Source organism: Aurantibacillus circumpalustris, from assembly GCF_029625215.1.
Taxonomy (GTDB): domain Bacteria; phylum Bacteroidota; class Bacteroidia; order B-17B0; family Aurantibacillaceae; genus Aurantibacillus; species Aurantibacillus circumpalustris.
The window spans coordinates 1,014,237-1,031,875 of the sequence record NZ_CP121197.1 but is presented as its reverse complement, the minus strand read 5'-3'; the positions used below and the strand labels follow the sequence as shown (position 1 = coordinate 1,031,875).

At 35.0% G+C, this 17,639-nt stretch carries 15 protein-coding genes and 1 riboswitch; of the genes, 2 read left to right on the top strand and 13 right to left on the bottom strand.

The features are described 5' to 3' along the window. From P2086_RS04275 to crtID, 3 genes are all read right to left on the bottom strand, one after another. Positions 1-489: a hypothetical protein gene (locus P2086_RS04275; RefSeq protein ID WP_317899198.1), complete on the bottom strand. Its 489-nt coding sequence runs from the start codon at positions 487-489 to the stop codon at positions 1-3. 243 nt (positions 490-732) lie between these two features. Beyond that, positions 733-1,569: a phytoene/squalene synthase family protein gene (locus P2086_RS04270; RefSeq protein WP_317899197.1), complete on the bottom strand. Its 837-nt coding sequence runs from the start codon at positions 1,567-1,569 to the stop codon at positions 733-735. Between the two features lie 40 nt (positions 1,570-1,609). Further along, the gene (gene crtID / locus P2086_RS04265) at positions 1,610-3,079 is read right to left on the bottom strand and encodes a bifunctional phytoene desaturase/3,4-desaturase (RefSeq protein ID WP_317899196.1); all 1,470 of its coding nucleotides are present in this window, start codon (positions 3,077-3,079) and stop codon (positions 1,610-1,612) included. Between the two features lie 244 nt (positions 3,080-3,323). Here crtID and P2086_RS04260 point away from each other — a divergent pair, with 244 nt between their 5' ends. Both P2086_RS04260 and P2086_RS04255 read left to right on the top strand, forming a co-directional pair. Continuing rightward, the gene (locus P2086_RS04260) at positions 3,324-3,965 is read left to right on the top strand and encodes a carotenoid biosynthesis protein (protein ID WP_317899195.1); all 642 of its coding nucleotides are present in this window, start codon (positions 3,324-3,326) and stop codon (positions 3,963-3,965) included. Between the two features lie 149 nt (positions 3,966-4,114). Beyond that, complete coding sequence (locus P2086_RS04255; protein WP_317899194.1) at positions 4,115-5,287, top strand: lycopene cyclase family protein; 1,173 nt, start codon at positions 4,115-4,117, stop codon at positions 5,285-5,287. Here the strand turns inward: P2086_RS04255 and P2086_RS04250 are convergent, their stop codons facing one another. The 10 genes from P2086_RS04250 to P2086_RS04205 form a co-directional block, all read right to left on the bottom strand. After that, entirely contained in the window at positions 5,288-6,175 is an 888-nt protein-coding gene (locus tag P2086_RS04250) for a glutaminyl-peptide cyclotransferase (protein ID WP_317899193.1), read from the bottom strand. 3 nt (positions 6,176-6,178) lie between these two features. After that, positions 6,179-7,642, bottom strand: a complete 1,464-nt coding sequence (gene cysS, locus P2086_RS04245; protein ID WP_317899192.1) for a cysteine--tRNA ligase — start codon at positions 7,640-7,642, stop codon at positions 6,179-6,181. A gap of 68 nt (positions 7,643-7,710) precedes the next feature. Further along, the gene (locus tag P2086_RS04240) at positions 7,711-8,595 is read right to left on the bottom strand and encodes a MerR family transcriptional regulator (RefSeq protein ID WP_317899191.1); all 885 of its coding nucleotides are present in this window, start codon (positions 8,593-8,595) and stop codon (positions 7,711-7,713) included. A gap of 85 nt (positions 8,596-8,680) precedes the next feature. Beyond that, complete coding sequence (locus P2086_RS04235) at positions 8,681-9,289, bottom strand: OmpH/Skp family outer membrane protein (RefSeq protein ID WP_317899190.1); 609 nt, start codon at positions 9,287-9,289, stop codon at positions 8,681-8,683. A gap of 30 nt (positions 9,290-9,319) precedes the next feature. Next, positions 9,320-9,844 carry an OmpH/Skp family outer membrane protein gene (locus P2086_RS04230; RefSeq protein ID WP_317899189.1) on the bottom strand — a complete coding sequence of 175 codons (525 nt, stop codon included), beginning with the start codon at positions 9,842-9,844 and terminating at the stop codon, positions 9,320-9,322. A gap of 70 nt (positions 9,845-9,914) precedes the next feature. Further along, positions 9,915-12,512, bottom strand: a complete 2,598-nt coding sequence (gene bamA, locus P2086_RS04225) for an outer membrane protein assembly factor BamA (protein WP_317899188.1) — start codon at positions 12,510-12,512, stop codon at positions 9,915-9,917. A gap of 2 nt (positions 12,513-12,514) precedes the next feature. Next, entirely contained in the window at positions 12,515-13,261 is a 747-nt protein-coding gene (gene uppS / locus P2086_RS04220; protein WP_317899187.1) for an undecaprenyl pyrophosphate synthase, read from the bottom strand. Between the two features lie 209 nt (positions 13,262-13,470). Next, positions 13,471-13,677: a DUF1653 domain-containing protein gene (locus tag P2086_RS04215; RefSeq protein ID WP_317899186.1), complete on the bottom strand. Its 207-nt coding sequence runs from the start codon at positions 13,675-13,677 to the stop codon at positions 13,471-13,473. Between the two features lie 47 nt (positions 13,678-13,724). After that, complete coding sequence (locus P2086_RS04210; protein WP_317899185.1) at positions 13,725-14,144, bottom strand: YybH family protein; 420 nt, start codon at positions 14,142-14,144, stop codon at positions 13,725-13,727. Between the two features lie 5 nt (positions 14,145-14,149). Next, positions 14,150-17,188, bottom strand: coding sequence for a DUF7948 domain-containing protein (locus P2086_RS04205; RefSeq protein ID WP_317899184.1), 3,039 nt, complete (start codon positions 17,186-17,188; stop codon positions 14,150-14,152). Between the two features lie 203 nt (positions 17,189-17,391). Continuing rightward, positions 17,392-17,564: riboswitch (SAM riboswitch) on the top strand. Positions 17,565-17,639 lie beyond the last annotated feature (75 nt).

The following is a 17,639-nucleotide window of genomic DNA, read 5'->3' as shown; positions in this document are numbered from 1 at the left end:
TTATTGTGTTGCTTTCCAGGAATTGTAATTAGTAATTATTTCAAGTGCTTTTTCGAAGTCGAATTTTTTTTCATCGCCGTAAGCTTCGACAAACTCTAAATTATCACTCATCAATTCATTTAGTTGCTTTTTAAATTTTGATTCTTTTATTACCGTAAGCTCCTTATCGCCTTCTTTAGAAACATAATATTCCTCTTCAAAAGTAACCGCATTCATACGAATTGTTTCAAAACCAAGTTTATAAAAACTTATAACGCCGGTGCAAATTATTTTATAGAATTTTTTTTCATCATCCTGAGAGTCCATCGAGACGAATTTCTCATTATTAAATCCGTAAGCCAGTGTTTTATTAGGTTTATATATTTTTTGCAAACCCGTTTCGTCTTTAAACGTTACTTTATTGTAATTATCAATTTCTTTTTTAGGATTTATTTTTACTTCGCCTCTTAGGGTGTCGCCTTTTAATGTAACAAGGTACCCCTTTTCCATGTTTGACTGGCCTAGTAGCGAATATGCACTAAAAAAAATGCATGTTGTGAGAAAATAATTTTTCATGTCAATTTTTTTATAAAGAAAATTAAATTTTATGGTTAATAAAAGTTTGTTTTTCCACTTTGAATCATTAAAGCACAATATAAACGATAAAAAATCTATCAATTAAAAATTTGTGTGGAATATCTGGAAGATAAAGTTAAAATTACCGGCGCTCAAATAGAACTTGAAAAAAATCTATTATAATAAATTTAACCGGTTTCGAACGTAACTACCCGCTAATAGTAATATTTTTTGTCTATTTGGAATGCGAACACGTTCTTCAAGAATATTGCATGCCTTTAAATTCTTGATTTTATTAAAAAGTGAATAATAATATATATAGGCTACGTAAACTCCCAGTCTAGCCTTTTTAGGTAACATTTTTATTCCCTTTAATCCTTGATCAAACTCAAACTCTATATCTTTTTCTATTTCTTTCTTCATGTTTTCGTTGAGTTCGTTCATTTTTACATTTGGAAAGTATATTCTTCCCATCCCAACGTAGTCGGCCTTAAGGTCACGTAAAAAATTAATTTTCTGAAAAGCTGACCCTAAATACATTGCATAAGGCTTTAGTTTTTCATACTGCGCGAAGTCTCCATTTGTGAAAACTCGCAAACACATCAAACCTACCGCTTCTGCGCTACCTAAAATATAATCCTTGTAGTCTTCTTCTGAATAAGCCTTTTTTTGCAAATCCATCGCCATACTTTTTAGGAACGCATCTATTAATTCGTTTTCAATATTATAAGTGCGCACCACTCGCTGAAAAGTGTTTAATATTGGATTAAGACTAATACCCCGTTCTATACTGTGATACGTGTCATTTTTAAACTCTTGCAATAACTTTTCTTTATCGTAATCGTGAAAGCTGTCTACAATTTCATCTGCAAAACGAACAAATCCGTAAATTCCATAGATAGGGTCATGTAACTCGCTTTTTAAAAAACGAATGCCTAAACTAAAAGAAGTGCTGTATTGGCGAGTAACCAATTTGCTCGTTTTTTTAGAAACCTGATCAAAAATTGCCTTCATAATAAGCAAGACGTGTTTATATTTTTTTAAAAATAATAATTTACAAATAATTTAAAACTTGTTCTGCTGCTAATTTACCAGAAATTAACGAAGGCGGAACGCCAGGTCCCGGAACCGTTAATTGACCTGCATAAAACAAGTTTTTTACTTTTTTACTTCTTATTCCGGGTTTTAAGTGAGCTGTTTGTAAAAGTGTGTTCGCTAAACCATACGCATTACCCTTATAAGCATTATAATCACTTATGAAGTTACTTGGCGCGTAACTTTTCAAATGTACAGTATTATTTTCCACATCAAAACCTGTTTTTTCTTTCAGCCTGATTAACACCGCTTTTAAATAATTATCTCGTATTTCTTGTGTGTCTTCTAGTCCTGGTGCAACAGGAATTAAAATAAACAAATTTTCATGTCCTACCGGTGCAACGGTGGTATCCGTTTTACTCGGACAACATACATAAAACAGTGGCTTATCAGGCCATTTAGGGTGGGAATATATTTCCTTAGCATGTTTTCCAAAATCTTCATCAAAAAATAAATTATGGTGCAACAAATTATCAACACGTCCTTTTACGCCAATATAATATATCAAACAACTGGGTGCCATTTTTCGGCTTTCCCAATAATGCTTGCTATACCTTCTGTTTTGAGGTTCCAAAAGCTTTTGTTCCGTAAACTGATAATCAGCTGAAGAAATTAGCGCATCAAAACTGTTATGTTCTTTTTCCGCAAAAATAGATTTAGCCAAAGATTGTTCAACAGTAATTTTTTGAATATCAACGCCCGTTTCAAATTTAACGCCGAGTTCTTTAGCAAGATTTAACATGCCGTGACTAATTTTTTGCATGCCTCCCATGGGATACCATGTCCCTAGGGCAAAATCAGCATAGTTCATTAAGCTATACAAGGCAGGCGTGTTTTCTGGAAGTGCTCCCAAAAAAAGAACCGGAAATTCAAGCAGTTGAATTAGTTTTTCATTCTTGAATAATTTGCGCACATGCGCGCTCATGCTTTTAAAAACATCTAGTTTAAAAACGCCAGAAATAAGCTTAAAATCAATCAGTTCAGAAATTTTTATACCAGGCTTGTAAACAAGATCATGCATCCCAACATTATACTTGTATTTCGCTTCAGTCAAAAAATCTTTTAAATTTTTACTGCTACCTGGCTCGTATCTTTCAAAAAGATCATAAATCCCTTCCAACGAAGCCGGAACTTCTAATTGATCATCCTTAAAAAAAACTTTATAACTAGGAGATAATCTTACTAAATCATAATAATCTGAAACTTCTTTACCAAAATCGTTAAAGAATTTTTCAAATATATCAGGCATCCAGTACCAGCTCGGGCCCATATCAAAAACAAAACCATCCTCCTGATAACTTCTCGAGCGACCACCAACTTCTTCGTGTTTTTCGTAAACAGTTACATCAAAACCAAATTTAGCCAAATAACACGCTGCGGAAAGCCCACTAAATCCCGCTCCTATAACAGCAACCTTCTTTTTAGTCATGATTAACAAGTTAAACAAAAATCGACTATTTTTGTTTAAAGTCAAATTAAAGTAACCACAAATATTACAGCCTACTACATGGCCAATATGTTGATTTCTACTCGTTTTTTAGCACATGGTCGTAAGGAGCAGCTGTTTGAAAGAAGCGCGTACTCATATGCTAAATATTGCGTGTCATTAACTATTTTATCTTATTTGTTTGAGCGCTTCAATGCAAGTTGTTTAATTGATACTCTAAAAATTTATGCTTAACAATTTGCGAAAATATTTGCTTTACTTTCTAATTCTGGTTTATGTATCAGGAGCCATAGGCTTACTTATACAACCTTCTTTTTTTATTCCATTTACACCCTATACACTCTCGTTAACTTGCATTGTTTTTCTTATATATCAACCACTAAGTAAATTAAATTTTGTTTTAGGATTTTTATGTATTGCAATTATTGGTTTTGCGTCAGAGGTTATTGGTGTAAAGACAGGATTTGTTTTTGGTGATTACCATTATGGCAGCACCTTGGGATATAAATTACTTGGGGTTCCATTGGTAATATCACTAAACTGGGCACTATTGGTAACCTGTGGAATTATACTTACTAAATCGCTGACCTCAAACAAGGCTCTAAATGCGCTTTGTTCTGCAGGCCTTATTACTGTTATTGATCTATTGATTGAACAATTAGCGCCTTCTTTAGACTTTTGGCATTTTAAAACTGGATTTGCCGGAATACATAATTATCTTGGTTGGTTTATTATCTCTTTCATTACTTCATTCCTATTACAAAATTATGTTGGAAGCGGTAATAAAAAAACAGCTTACATTATTCTAGTATTGCAGGTTTTTTTCTTTGGCTTCATGTATCTTATTAAACTTTTTAATTTTGTGTGATCATTTAACGAGTTTAATTTCACACAAGTTTTTTATCTTTAAAAGCGTTTCAATATTTAAACCACGAGAGTGAATGCATTTATTTGAAAGCTCTAATTAGAGTTTTCCAAAAAAATAAAACTATTGTGAAGCAAACTTCATATTAAAAAATGGATGATTCCCAAGAATACGATTTTATTATTGCCGGCATGGGTTGCGCGGGTTTATCCCTTGCACTACAGTTACTGAATTCTCAAGTTAAATTCGAGAAAATCTTGTTAATTGATAAAGATCTCAAAAATAAAAACGATCGCACTTGGTGTTTCTGGACCAAAGAAAAAGAAAATTGGTTTGATTCAATAGTGTTTAGAAAATGGGATAAGTTTACTTTTGAAAGCAATCAGTTCAAAAAAGAATATCAGCTTAATCCCTATCACTACTTAATGATAAGAGGCGTTGATTTCTACGACCACTGTTTAAAAAAACTAAAAGCAGACGCTCGTTTTGAAATTATAACCGATGAAATACGCGCTATTGAAACCCATGAAAATAAAGCTGTACTAACAACTCCCACTTATTCATACAACGCCAACTACATCTTTAATAGTGCTGTTAGAACGCTTCGTTTGCGTAAAAAAGAAATTAATTATGTTCAGCATTTTATGGGTTGGGTGATTAAAACAGAAAAACCCGTTTTTGACGAAACCTGTCCTTCGTTTATGAATTTTAACACGGAACAGTATAACGATTGTCGCTTTTTTTACACACTCCCTTTTTCGAAGAATGAAGCGTTAATAGAGTATACAGGCTTTTCTCCAGAAAAAATTTCAGATGATCTTTATGCTTCAGAACTAAAAAGATACATTGAAATAGATTTAGATTGTAAGGAATACACAATCGAATCTGTTGAGCAAGGAGAAATTCCTATGACGGAAGGTGAGTTTATAAATACATTCGGAGAGCGGGTTATTAATATTGGCACTGCCGGTGGCAACAGCAAACCAAGCACAGGATATACTTTCTATTTTATTCAGCAAAATACTCAGCAAATTATTAATCAACTCGAAAATAATGTTTCTCTATTGCGCTCTTATAAAAGAAGCAAAACCTTTTTAATGTTTGATAGTATTTTACTTGACGTTTTAAACGAGAAAAAAATACCGTCACGTGATGTGTTTACTTTATTGTTTAAGTTAAATCCTATTAACCGTTTACTTGCTTTTCTAAATGAAGAGTCATCGGTGCTACAAACTTTTAAAATTCTCTTAAACGTTCCGAAAAAGCAGTTTATTCCATCTGGATATAAAAAGGTCTTGCGCCTTTTTAATAAGACTGATAATTAGTTAATGCGCAAACTTAATCTCGTATATGTTAGGCCACAGCTTGCCTGTAACTAATATACGATCAGAAATAGAATCATACGCGATTCCGTTCATTTCAAGGCTACGGGGGTATTTTGCTTTAGCTGTAACATTAAGTTCATCTAATTCAATTTTTCCAACTACTTCACCTGATACGGGATCAATTTTAACGATGTAATTAGTCATCCATACATTCGCATAAATAAATCCTTTAATAAATTCTAATTCATTGATATGATCTAATCCATAACCTGACTCGGTAACAGCTATAGTCTTCACAACACTTAAATCATCTGGATTAAGGTAGGTTAAATTGTAAGTACCGTCACTCATGATGATGTGTTTGCCGTCAGTTGTGAGTCCCCAGCCTTCTTTATTTTTATAATTAAATTGGCCGATTTTTTTGTAAGTTTTTGCATCATATATAAAACCCAGTTGGTTCATATATGTAAGCTGATAAATCTTATTGTTGAGTATAACCATCCCTTCACCAAAGTATAGGGCTTTATCAATTTCGACTTTTATATCCAGTTTACCTTTTTCAAGATTTACGATACCAATAGCCGATTTGGTATGCGGCATATAAGCTGGCGATGCGGTGCCGCCGCAGGTACTCAAATTATTCGCTGTGCTTTCAAATAAATTATTATTGTAAAACAAGAGCCCCTCTGTAAAAGCCGTAGTGTCGTGAGGAAAAGTGTTTACAAGCGTGTGTGCGATTTCAGGCACAAGTTTCGCTTTAGGTTGATCAATAACTACAGGCTTTTCTTTATTTGAATCGCCACATGAAACAAACGTAGCGCAGAGAACAATTATAAAAAAAGCGGCTACAACTTTTACTTGCGTTAACTTAATTAAGCGGGTCTTCATAATTTATACTTTCCAGGTACTACCTTCTTTTGTGTCTTTTATTTGTATACCCGCATCAATTAATTTGTCGCGAATTTCATCACTTAACTTAAAGTCCTTACCAGTCTTAGCTTTTGCCCTCATATCAAGAACCAATTCCATTACCTTCTCAAGAGCCGCATCTAAACGATTATTACTTTCTTCCTGTTTCAATCCTAAGACATCAAACAAAAAATCATTGTATAGTTTTTTTAATAAGTCAATGTCTGCTTGTGTTAAATTTGTTTTTTTATCGTTGGCAGAATTAATAATTCTTGCAGCATCAAATAAATGTGCAATTAATACAGAGGTATTAAAATCATCATTCATTGCTTCGTAACACTTGTTTTCAATGGTCTGAATGTCTTCATTAGAAGAGGGAGACGCACTTAATGTTTGCAAGGTTTTGTAACTGTCCATTAAACGCTCAAATCCCTTTTCACTTGCTTGCAAAGCTTCATTACTAAAATCAAGTGTGCTTCTATAATGTGTTTGAAGCATAAAAAACCTAACAGCCATTGGTTTGTAGCCCCTTTCTAACAAAGGATGATTGCCTGTAAAAAGTTCTCCAGGTAGAAATCCGTTGCCTGCGCTTTTCGACATACGTGTTCCATTAACTGTAAGCATGTTTGTGTGCAACCAATAGTTAACTGGCGTTTTATGATAACAAGCTTGCGACTGTGCGATTTCATTGGTATGATGAGTTGCTTGCAAATCCATACCGCCGCCATGAATATCAAATGTATCTCCCAGGTATTTTCTGCTCATAGCAGAACACTCAATGTGCCAGCCCGGAAAGCCCCAGCCCCAAGGTGATGGCCAGCGCATAATGGTTTCAGGTTTTGCTTTTATCCAAAGTGCAAAATCAAGTCTGCCTTTTTTTTCGTCCTGGCCACCTAATTCTCTGGTGCCTTCCAATAACTCTTCTAGTTTGCGATTGGTAAGTTGGCCATAATTAAATTCTTTGCTGTATTTCTCTACATCAAAATATACAGTGCCGCTTGTTTCATAAGCCAGACCATTGCTGATGATTTCTTTTATCATTTCAATTTGTTCGGAAATATGTCCAGTAGCAGTAGGCTCTATGCTTGGTGGCAGCGTATTGAAATCGCGCATCACGTCTCTAAACCCAACGGTGTACTTTTGTACAATTTCCATTGGTTCCAATTGTTCCAACTTTGCTTTCTTTGCAAACTTATCATCCCCTTCGTCTCTATCACCCTCCAAATGCCCAGCATCAGTGACATTACGAACGTAACGTACCTTATAGCCTAAATGCAACAAATAACGATAAATAAGATCAAAAGAAACGAACGTGCGGCAATTGCCTAAATGCACATCGCTGTATACTGTGGGGCCACAAACATACAGGCCAACAAAAGGCGGATTGAGGGCTTTAAATTCTTCTTTTTTTCTCGTTAAAGTGTTGTATAAAAATAGCGCTTGCATAGTCTCGTAAATTACGGCAAAAAAAAAGACTGAAAAAAATTTTCAGTCTTAATTACTATTAAACATGGTTAAAGGCGTTGTTTATAATCATTAAAATCCTTAAATAATATAAATCTGTTTGAAGGTAAATCGATTTCTTCGTCGGGATCCATTAATAATCTTCCGCTTAATAGAAATGTTGGTTCTACAAGTCCTTCCTGGCAAGCTTTTAAAAAACTATTTAATTTCATGTCAGGCATTCGGCTTGTAAAAACAGATACTATGTAGTCTGGTTGAATTGTTGTTGAAATACTAATCAGATCTTCTACTGGCACACTTTGCCCAAGATATACACAGTTGCATCCTCTTACTTTCGTTAGGTAGTGTAAATAGAGCAGTCCCATTTCGTGTAATTCGTTGCTGGGTAGAAAAAACAAATAAGTTTTAGGCCTAAGGCTTTTTTCAGGAACCGCTTTATCAATATTTGCGATTACTTTTTGGCGGATTAAGTTTGAAATAAAATGCTCCTGCGCTGGACTTATGGCGCCAACCTGCCACATGTTACCCAAATGTTTTAAAAACGGAAATACAATTTTTTCGATGGTGTTTTCAAAACCAAAATTATCGATCGCATTGTTAATGATATTTTCGAAGCGTTGTTCATTTAGTTCCAATAATGAAATATAAAGGCTTTCGATTTGATCGCTTTCTTTAAGGTAATTGTTGAGGTATTTTTCAACCTCTAGTTTAAGGTCGTAATCATTTAATTCTACAATATTGGAAATTTTATGTCCATTTTTATTTAGAATAGAAATGTTTAATATTCGTCTAAGGTCTGTATTCGTGTAATAACGAATGTTGCTCTCTGTTCTCTCAGGCTTAAGAACCTTGTAACGTTGCTCCCATATACGAAGTGTGTGTGCTTTTATGCCAGACAGAAGTTCAAGATCCTTTATCGAATAGTTAGATGACATACATCAAATTTATTAGAGGAACAGTTGATTTTCTGTTTTGTTTAGATATTAAACAAAAAACCCTCTTTTTTAGAGAGGGTTTAAATTATTTTTTTTGTGGAGCTTGTTTTGGTGCGTTTTGCTGAGGAGCTTTAATACCTCCTGAACCCGCAGGGGCAACGCCTGGAATTGTAGCCATTGGCATACTGTCTAATTTTTTCTTAACAGCTAATAAAATGTCATCTGAAGCCTCGTGATATAACACTGAAGTTCTATCTGAGCTTGTGTCTAACACATACTTGTAGCCACCTTCTTTAGCAACAGCGTCAATTCCCTTTTTTGCCTTATCCATTATAGGGCCAGTTAAATCTGCGGTTTTACGTCTGTATTCTTGATCTGCTTGATTTCTGAAATCTTCAATTCTTTTTTGTAATTGTTGAAGTTCTTCTTCACGATTCTTTTTAAGGAGGTCGCTCATTGTAGCTTGTTTCTCCATGTAATCTTTATACTTGTTTTCAAGTTCAGTTTGCATTGCAATACTTTCTTGTTCAAGACCTTTTAAAAATGTTTGAGCTGCTTCGGTGGCTATTTTAGTTTCTGGCATCATATTCACCAAAGAGTCAAAACTTAAATGTGCTATTTTTTGCGATTGAGCAAAGGTTAAAGAACCAGCCGCTACAATTGTTAATACCACTTTTTTAATTGTTGTGTTCATCTGTTATTTTTATTGATTAAGGTTTCAAATTTACTTTTTATATCCAAGGTAAACTAATACATCGTCACTTTTATCGTATTTACTGTTTGCATAAAGTATGGCTACCTGTCCACTTTTATCCATTACAAATCCCAATCCAGATTTTTCTGCAACAGCCTTAATAGCGTTATAAACCTTATCCTGTATGGGTTTAACTAATTCTTGCCGTTTTTTAAACAGTTCCCCTTCTACTCCAAAACGCTGTTTCTGAAGGTCTTTAACCTCTTTTTCACGGTTAATTATTTCGTTTTCACGTTTTTTCTTCATTTCTTCCGTTAATAAAATGGCGTCTGCTTGGTAGGCTTTGTACAGCTTATCTACTTCTGCGTATCGCGTGTCAATTTCTTTTTGCCACATTACAGATGTTTTGTCCAATTCGCTTTGCGCTGCCTTATACTCGGGAATTTCACTTAATATGTAGTCTGTATCAACATAACCAAATTTTGCCGCCGGCTGTGAGCTTGCATAAAAGAAGCTAATCAAGAGAAGCGCAACTACTAAAAATTTCTTTGTCATAATTCTATTTCTTTAAAGATTAAACATAAAACGTGCCAATGTATACTTTATCGCTTAATTAACATTTTTTTTAAAGTTCACCTAAGGTTCCGCCAATCGTAAAGTGGAATTGTCCCTTGCCATTGCCGTTGCTATTACCACCTCCAGGGATTTGATCAAAACCCCATCCGTAATCAATTCCTAATAAACCAAACATGGGTAAAAATACCCTTAATCCAAGTCCAGCACTACGTTTAACTTCAAATGGATTAAATTGTTTATAGTTTGACCAACTATTACCCGCCTCTGCAAAACCTAAGATAAAAATAGTTGCCGACGGATTTAAACTAATTGGATAACGCAGTTCCATTGTATAACGTGCAACAATAGGGTCTCCTGTTTGTGAAGAAACCGAATTATCTACATAACCTCTTAAACCAATGATCTCGCGCGCAACAAAATTTTGAAAACCGCTAATACCACTTCCTCCCATATAAAAGCGCTCAAAAGGAGAAAAACCAGTTTCTTTTTTATATCTCGCTAAAAACCCATAGCCAATTTTTGTACGAAGCACCAAATTACGAGCTTCTGAGCCTTCGGCAGCTTTTTTATTAGTTAATTGCGTGAACCACTCTGCTGTAATTTTGTATTTTTGATACTCTATGAATTTGTAACGTTGCGCGTCGGTTAGGTTAGGGTCAGAATAATTTTTTCCATTAAGTAAAGAATAGGGCGGCGTGAATTGCCCACTCAAAACAAAATTCGATCCGCTTTTAGGGTAAATTGGAGCATCCACCGAATTCCGCGAAATAGTAACTCCTAAATTTAAATCATTAGCGAAACCAGTTTGAAAAACAAAAGAAGGATATTTTAAAAGTTCATAATAATTATAATTTACATTAGCATACATGCTAAAATAATTGTCAGGCCATTTTAAATTTCTTCCCAATCCTATAGAGCCACCAATAATACTCATACTCGAGCGCGCTGGGTTAATTCTTTTTATTCCATCTACTTTAATATATTTACCCTCGGCTGTATTATTAAACAATGAATGAAAGGCCGATACCGTTAGTGAATTTGGTTTTTTTCCTCCTAGCCAAGGTTCGGTAAATGAGAAGTTATATGACTGATAATAAATTCCGTTTGTTTGTGCGCGAAGACTCAGTCTTTGCCCATCACCTGCTGGTAAAGGTCTCCAGGCTTCTTTCTTAAAAATATTCCTAGTAGAGAAGTTATTGAAAGTAAGACCAAGGGTTCCTATAATACCTAAACCACGTGCCGTTCCACCGCTGTTGTATTGAGTTTGACCTCCCCAACCGCCACTTAATTCAATCTGGTCACTTGGTTTTTCTTCAACAATGTACTCAATATCAACGGTGCCGTCTGCTGCGTTTGGTGTAGGAATTACATTCAATTTTTCGGGGTCAAAATACCCTAACTGCGCAAGCTGGCGATTTGTACGTATAATATCTGAACGACGAAACAACTGACCTGGCTTCGTTCTGATTTCACGATAAATTACATGATCGTTTGTCTTATCATTCCCTTTAATAGTTACCTTGTTTATGGTGGCTTGTTTACCCTCATACATCATAATATCAAAGTCAATTGTATCGTTGTGAACATTACTCTCCTGCTCATGAGCTTGAAAAAACAAATAACCGTCATCGAGATACAAACTGGAAACATCATATCCGTTTGGATTCATGTATAACTTCTGCTCTAGTTTACTTTGATCATAAACATCACCTGCTTGAATATTTAAAACAGTATCTAGTTGGCCGCCTCTATACTTTGTGTTTCCAAACCATTTAAAGTTTCCAAAATAAAACTTATGCCCTTCGTTTACATAAATATCAATAGCCACACGGTTATCGCTTATAAAATAAACCGAGTCCTTTATCACACGGGCATCTCTGTATCCTTTTGAATTATATTTAGCTGCAATTGCCGGAAGATCTTTTTCTAAATTTTCTTCTAAATATTTTCCAGAATTAAATGGGTTGTACCAACGAAATTGTTTGGTGTCGTCGAGATTTCGTCTGAGCTTTCCTGATTTTACAACTGTATTTCCTATAAAAGTAACTTTGCCAATACGTACCTTTCGTCCCTTTGTTACCTTAATAGTGAGAATTGTATGAGGTGTTTTGGTGCCCGTGTCATTAATTTGGGTAATGTCAACTTTATTAAAATAATATCCTTTTGCCAAATAATGATCACGCACTGTATTCTTTATTGTCCCAATTAAATAATCAGTAACAACACGTTCTTTCAATAAACGAATTTTTGTTCTCAGTTCATCTGCGTCACTTTTTTTGACATTCCCTTTAAAATTAAATTTGGTAAGGCGTGGGCGCTCTACAACTTTCATGGTTAAGAAAATTTTTCCGTCTTCAATTTTATCTTGTAAAATTTGAATATCCTCAAACAAACCTTGTTTCCATAGTTTTTTAATTGCGTCTGTAATTTTATCTCCAGGTATGCTTATTTCTTCGCCCTCTGTGAGGCCCGAAAGCAATGCAATAACACTTTTATCTGTAAAATTGGCCCCTTCAATTTTGATTGGAGCGAGGCGGTACTTTTTCTTGATTTTCGCGGCTTCTAAGAACAAGCTATCGGACTGCTGTGCTTGAACTTGAAAGCAGATAACTAAAAGAGCAATTAATTTAAAGAACCTTTTAGTCATAATTAGTTGTTAGATATTTGTTCGCTGGTTTTACCAAAACGGCGTTCCCGATTTTGATAAGATATAATCGCTTTATAAAATTCTTGTTTTCTGAAGTCAGGCCAAAGAACCTCCGTAAAATAAAACTCTGCGTAAGCCAGTTGCCAAAGTAAAAAATTGCTAATCCTGTTTTCGCCACTCGTTCTAATCATTAATTCGGGATCAGGAAAATCTTTGGTGTTCATGTTCTCATCTAATAAACGTGAGGTAATCTCGTTTATTTTTAACTCTCCTTTTTCAACTTGTGCGGCAATTTTTTTCACTGCTTCGGTTATTTCCCACTTGCTTGAGTAACTCAATGCTAAAATGAGTGTAACGGTGGTATTGTTTGCGGTAAGATCAATAGATTCTTGTAATTCTTTTTGACAGGAAGCAGGTAAACTTGCTGTATCACCTATAACCTGCATCCTCACACCTTTTTTGTGAAGATTTTGGGCTTCCAAGCTAATTGTTGAAACCAAAAGTTCCATCAATGCATCCACCTCTTCTTTTGGACGATTCCAGTTTTCTGTACTAAAAGCATAAAGCGTTAAATATTTCACACCTACCTCACCACAAGCTTCAACAATCTCTCGAACAGAATTTACGCCCTCATGGTGACCAAAAATGCGGTCTTCTCCATGTTGTTTTGCCCAGCGCCCGTTCCCATCCATTATGATGGCAATATGCTTTGGTATGTTGTTTTTATCAATAGAATCTCTTAAATCCATGCTCAAAAAGGGGTGGGCAAAGATAGTAAAATAGTAAAAATCAGCTAATTAAATTAAACCGTTTTTATAATTTTAACAATGATGGCATACCTTGCCTTAAGACGCATTTTAGCTTTAAATAGTTACAGAGCGTTTATTAAAATTGTTTAAAACACAGTTGTATAAAGTCTTCGGCAAGTATGTGCTAACAACTGTAACTTAATACTTGATTATAATTTGGAAAACCTAGGCATTTCAATACCATCAATAATTATCTTTTCCTGAAACATTATTCTTGGTCGCACCCAAAGATTTTTACCCTCTTCTTGGTACATTGCTCTGTATACAACCATTTCTTCAAGCGTTTCGCTGTGTTTCGCAACACCAATAACTTCGTAAATTTTACCTTTATAATGTTTGTACAAACCCTTTTCCATTTCACATCTTCCGTCTTACATTTTCCATCTTCCCTTTTACATTTGCATTAACTCGTATGATCCGCAACAATCACCCACTTGTCTTTTATTTTTTTCCAAAGCAAAGTGAAATAACCACCAACAGGTTTCTCCTTTTCTAATTCCCATTGTCCGATCACATAAATACTTGTAGGAGAAAGTTGCGTTGCTTCTTTAATGGTAAATTTTAAAATTCCCATAGTTGCTTTATCAGGATACGATTTAAGATAGTTGTCCAACGTTCTCTGCCAGCCATAGGTTATCCCTTTGCTTCCAATAAATTTAAGGCTATCACTTTTCCAATAATAATTCATAAAACCATGTATGTCACCCCTGTTCCAACACTCCTCTTGAATTTTCATGAGAGCGATAACCTCGGTATACTGTTTTTGCGAAACAATTTTTGTTGTAAAAAACAAACAACAAAACGTAAAAATTAGTTTTGACATAAAAATTAATTCGTTACTACAATTTTGTAATTACTTGTTTGTTTTGAGTTTTTATCTTTCATAAAATAAACCCCTGGCGATATATTCTGAATTTCAGATTTTCTTTCGTTTTTTTCTGACAACCTTATTTGTCTTACTACTTGGCCTAATTCATTTGTAAGTTCTAAATCGATATCAGCATTTGATGAAATTGTAAAATACCCTGAATTCGGATTTGGATAAATTAAAATTTTAATACCGTTCATTTCAATGTCTTCTAATCCTGTACATTTATTTACTGTTATGGTGATTGTTTTTTTGGAGACGCAGCCGCTACTGCCAGCACTGCTCACTGTATAAACAATAGTGGCAGTGGTAGTTGGAATAACATTCACAGTAGTGCTGTGTGCGCCGGTGTTCCAAGTATATGTTGGGGCACCACTGGCTGTATACGTTACACTTTCTTTTAAACAAATACTTGTTTTACCTGACAGGCTAAGCGCAGGAGCAGCTAATAAAGAAACCGTGCTCGTTCCTACTTTAACCAAAACTGCGCCAGGGCAATAGCAAGGCGTCATATGATAGGTAATTGTATAAGTCCCTATGGCAGAAACAGAAGGCGTTAATTGTCCGGTAAGCGGATTTATAGTTAAACCCGGGGAAGCGCTAAACGTTCCTCCGCTCAAAAAACCAGGCGCTAAAACAGGTAATGGATTTGTTTGGTTTACACAAATGCTTCCATACGAAAAACTCTGGACACTAAGGTTATTTGTAAATTTAGCAACGTATAAATCTTCATATCCCATAAATCCAGATGTGTATGTTGGACTTGGAGGATACACCAAAGGATACGTTGCCGGATTAACAACCCCGTTCCATTCTCCGCTGAAAAACACATTGCCAAATTTATCTGCTCCTAACGTTGTTCTAAAACTTCGGCCATCACCACCAAAATAGGTTGACCATAAAAGGTCTCCGCTATTCGAAAAACGCGCCAAATAAACATTATCATAATTTATACTTACTGATGTGTCGATACTATTATCAAACATACCTCCATCACAGGCAGATTGAAGAGGTATATTACGGGACTGTGTTGTAAAACCTAGAAACACATTACCACAAGTATCAATGGTTAAATTATCGTTTTCCGACTGATAATCGTTTCTGCTACCGCCAACATAGGTCGCCCATTTTCTGGTTGAAGTACTATCAAATTTTAAAATAAATACATCGTACTGCGGGCCAGTCATGGTCGGCTGATAATATGATCCTGCGTTTTGAACAGGAAAATCGGTTGACGTTGTTACGCCACAAACAAAAATGTTCCCAAATTTATCCGCGGCCAAACTTTTTGCCTGATCAGTTCCTGCACTACCGCCATAATAGGTTCCCCAAAGTTGATTTCCTAGGTTGTCAAATTTGAGTATACTCGCATCGTTTGTGCCTGAAATAGTTCCCTGAAAATAGGAAGAACCTCCTGGATTGTACAATGGAATCAAAGTGCTGCTTGAACTTGTTATGTAAACATTTCCCTTAATGTCCGTTGTTCCTATAGGCTGAGTAAGCCCTTTTAAATACGTTGCCCATAAACGGTTACCAGAATTGTCAAATTTTACAATAAATCCACTGTTATTTCCAGTTATTGAAGACTCAAAATAGCTACCTGAATTTTGAATAGGAAAATTTGCGGAATTTGTGGTTCCAATCAAAAATGCGTTACCAGTAATATCTGTGCAGACACCAGTGGCAAAGTCTGAGCTAGTGCCACCATAAAAAGTAGACCACACACAGTTTCCCAGATTATCAAATTTCGAAATAAAAGCATCTGTACCTCCACCTGTATTCGCTTGAAAATAAGTGTTCGCAGTAACCGTTGGAAATAATGATGAACTTGATGACCCGCATAAAAACACATTTCCCTGATTATCTGTAGCAAGATAGTTAACCTGTGCCGGACCAAAATAAGTTGACCATAAAAGTGTGCCAGTATTATTAAACTTCACAACAAATCCGACGCCTGATGACCATGTTGATTGAAAATACGTACCCATTGATTGCACTGGAAAATTGTTACTGCCCAAATAACCGCACAAAAAAACATTTCCTAATTGATCGGTATCTATTGCGTATGTTCCTTCGTAGCTTGTGCCGCCGTAAAAAGTTGCCCAAACTAATTGAGGATCAATAATTAAAGTTTGTGTCAGTGTTTGAACACCTGGAATATCAAAACCTATGTTGGTTTGGTTCCTGCCTGATTTTTTTTTAGACGATATTAATTTAAAACTACTTTCAACTTTGTTTTTGCTTTCAGAAAAATAACTATAAGGTGCTTTTTCCTGTATTTTTCCATTTATACCCACGATGTTTAAATTGCCTTTATCATCTAGCACTATTTCCTTTTTGCTATTGTAAACCATTTGAATTTGGCTTAAATCCGCACCCGGATGAACAATAAAATCATACTTAAATCCAGTGCCGCTAGAATTATAGAGAACCCAATCAATTCCAGGATAAACATTTCTAACCGTAATTTTTTTGTATTTTTTTACATGAGAATAAGTCGTGCCTTTTTCCAAAATATAGTTGTAGTAGGCAATGCCGGCGTCTTCCTTAATAATGTTTTCTGTTAAGATCTTAGAGCCTTCTAAATTTAAATCGATGCGCTCATAACTTATTTTAATGTTCTCTTCTTCATTGTAATATTCTTCATCCTTGTCTTTTTTACTTTCCTTTTCAATCTCTCCATACTTCAAAAAAACATAAGAAATTCCTGTTTTAGTAACATAAATATCCACTCCAGGTGCTTCCGCTTTAAAAAGAACGTCTAAGGCTGGTTTGTTGTCCGAGTTCATTATCTGCCCTTTGTTCTCCAAAAATTCTACTGCTTGATTTTGGAGCCAATTATTGGCTTGTTCCATTTCATTCAGCGTGCCGTTGGGCTTTTGCTTTTTTTGCGAGAGCCCTTTATCTCCGTCTTTGCTATAAGCGACATTGAACATCGAAGCCAACACTAACAAAAAATGAAAAATGAAACGGCCTGTAAAAGAGAAGATGTTTTTCATGGGTAAAATTTTAATGGTTAACTCGATTCAATTAATAGACTACGTTGATTTTGAACTACACACTAAGTTAGGTGTTTTTTACTCTTAGCTTTTTCTTTTAACATTTATCATAATAAGCTTGTGTGCCTAATTTATAAAAAATCTATAGCCACAATTGTGAATTCAGTTAAAATGTAATATCTTTGATCCTCGTTCTTTAAAAACACTTATTAAGAAAAGCTGAGGGATACGCCCTTTGAAGCTTTACCAACCCTTTAATTAGTTAAGAATTAAGAGTTAAAAATGAAGAATTTCAATTTTTCATTTTCAATTTTTCATTTTTCATTCTTTAAAAGAAGGTGGGAATTCGTCCAAACATAGTTTGGAAAAATAAGTCGGAGCACATTAGTCAAACATTTTAAACAAAACATAAACTAATCCCTTCCGATAAAAAACGGAAGGGATTTTTATT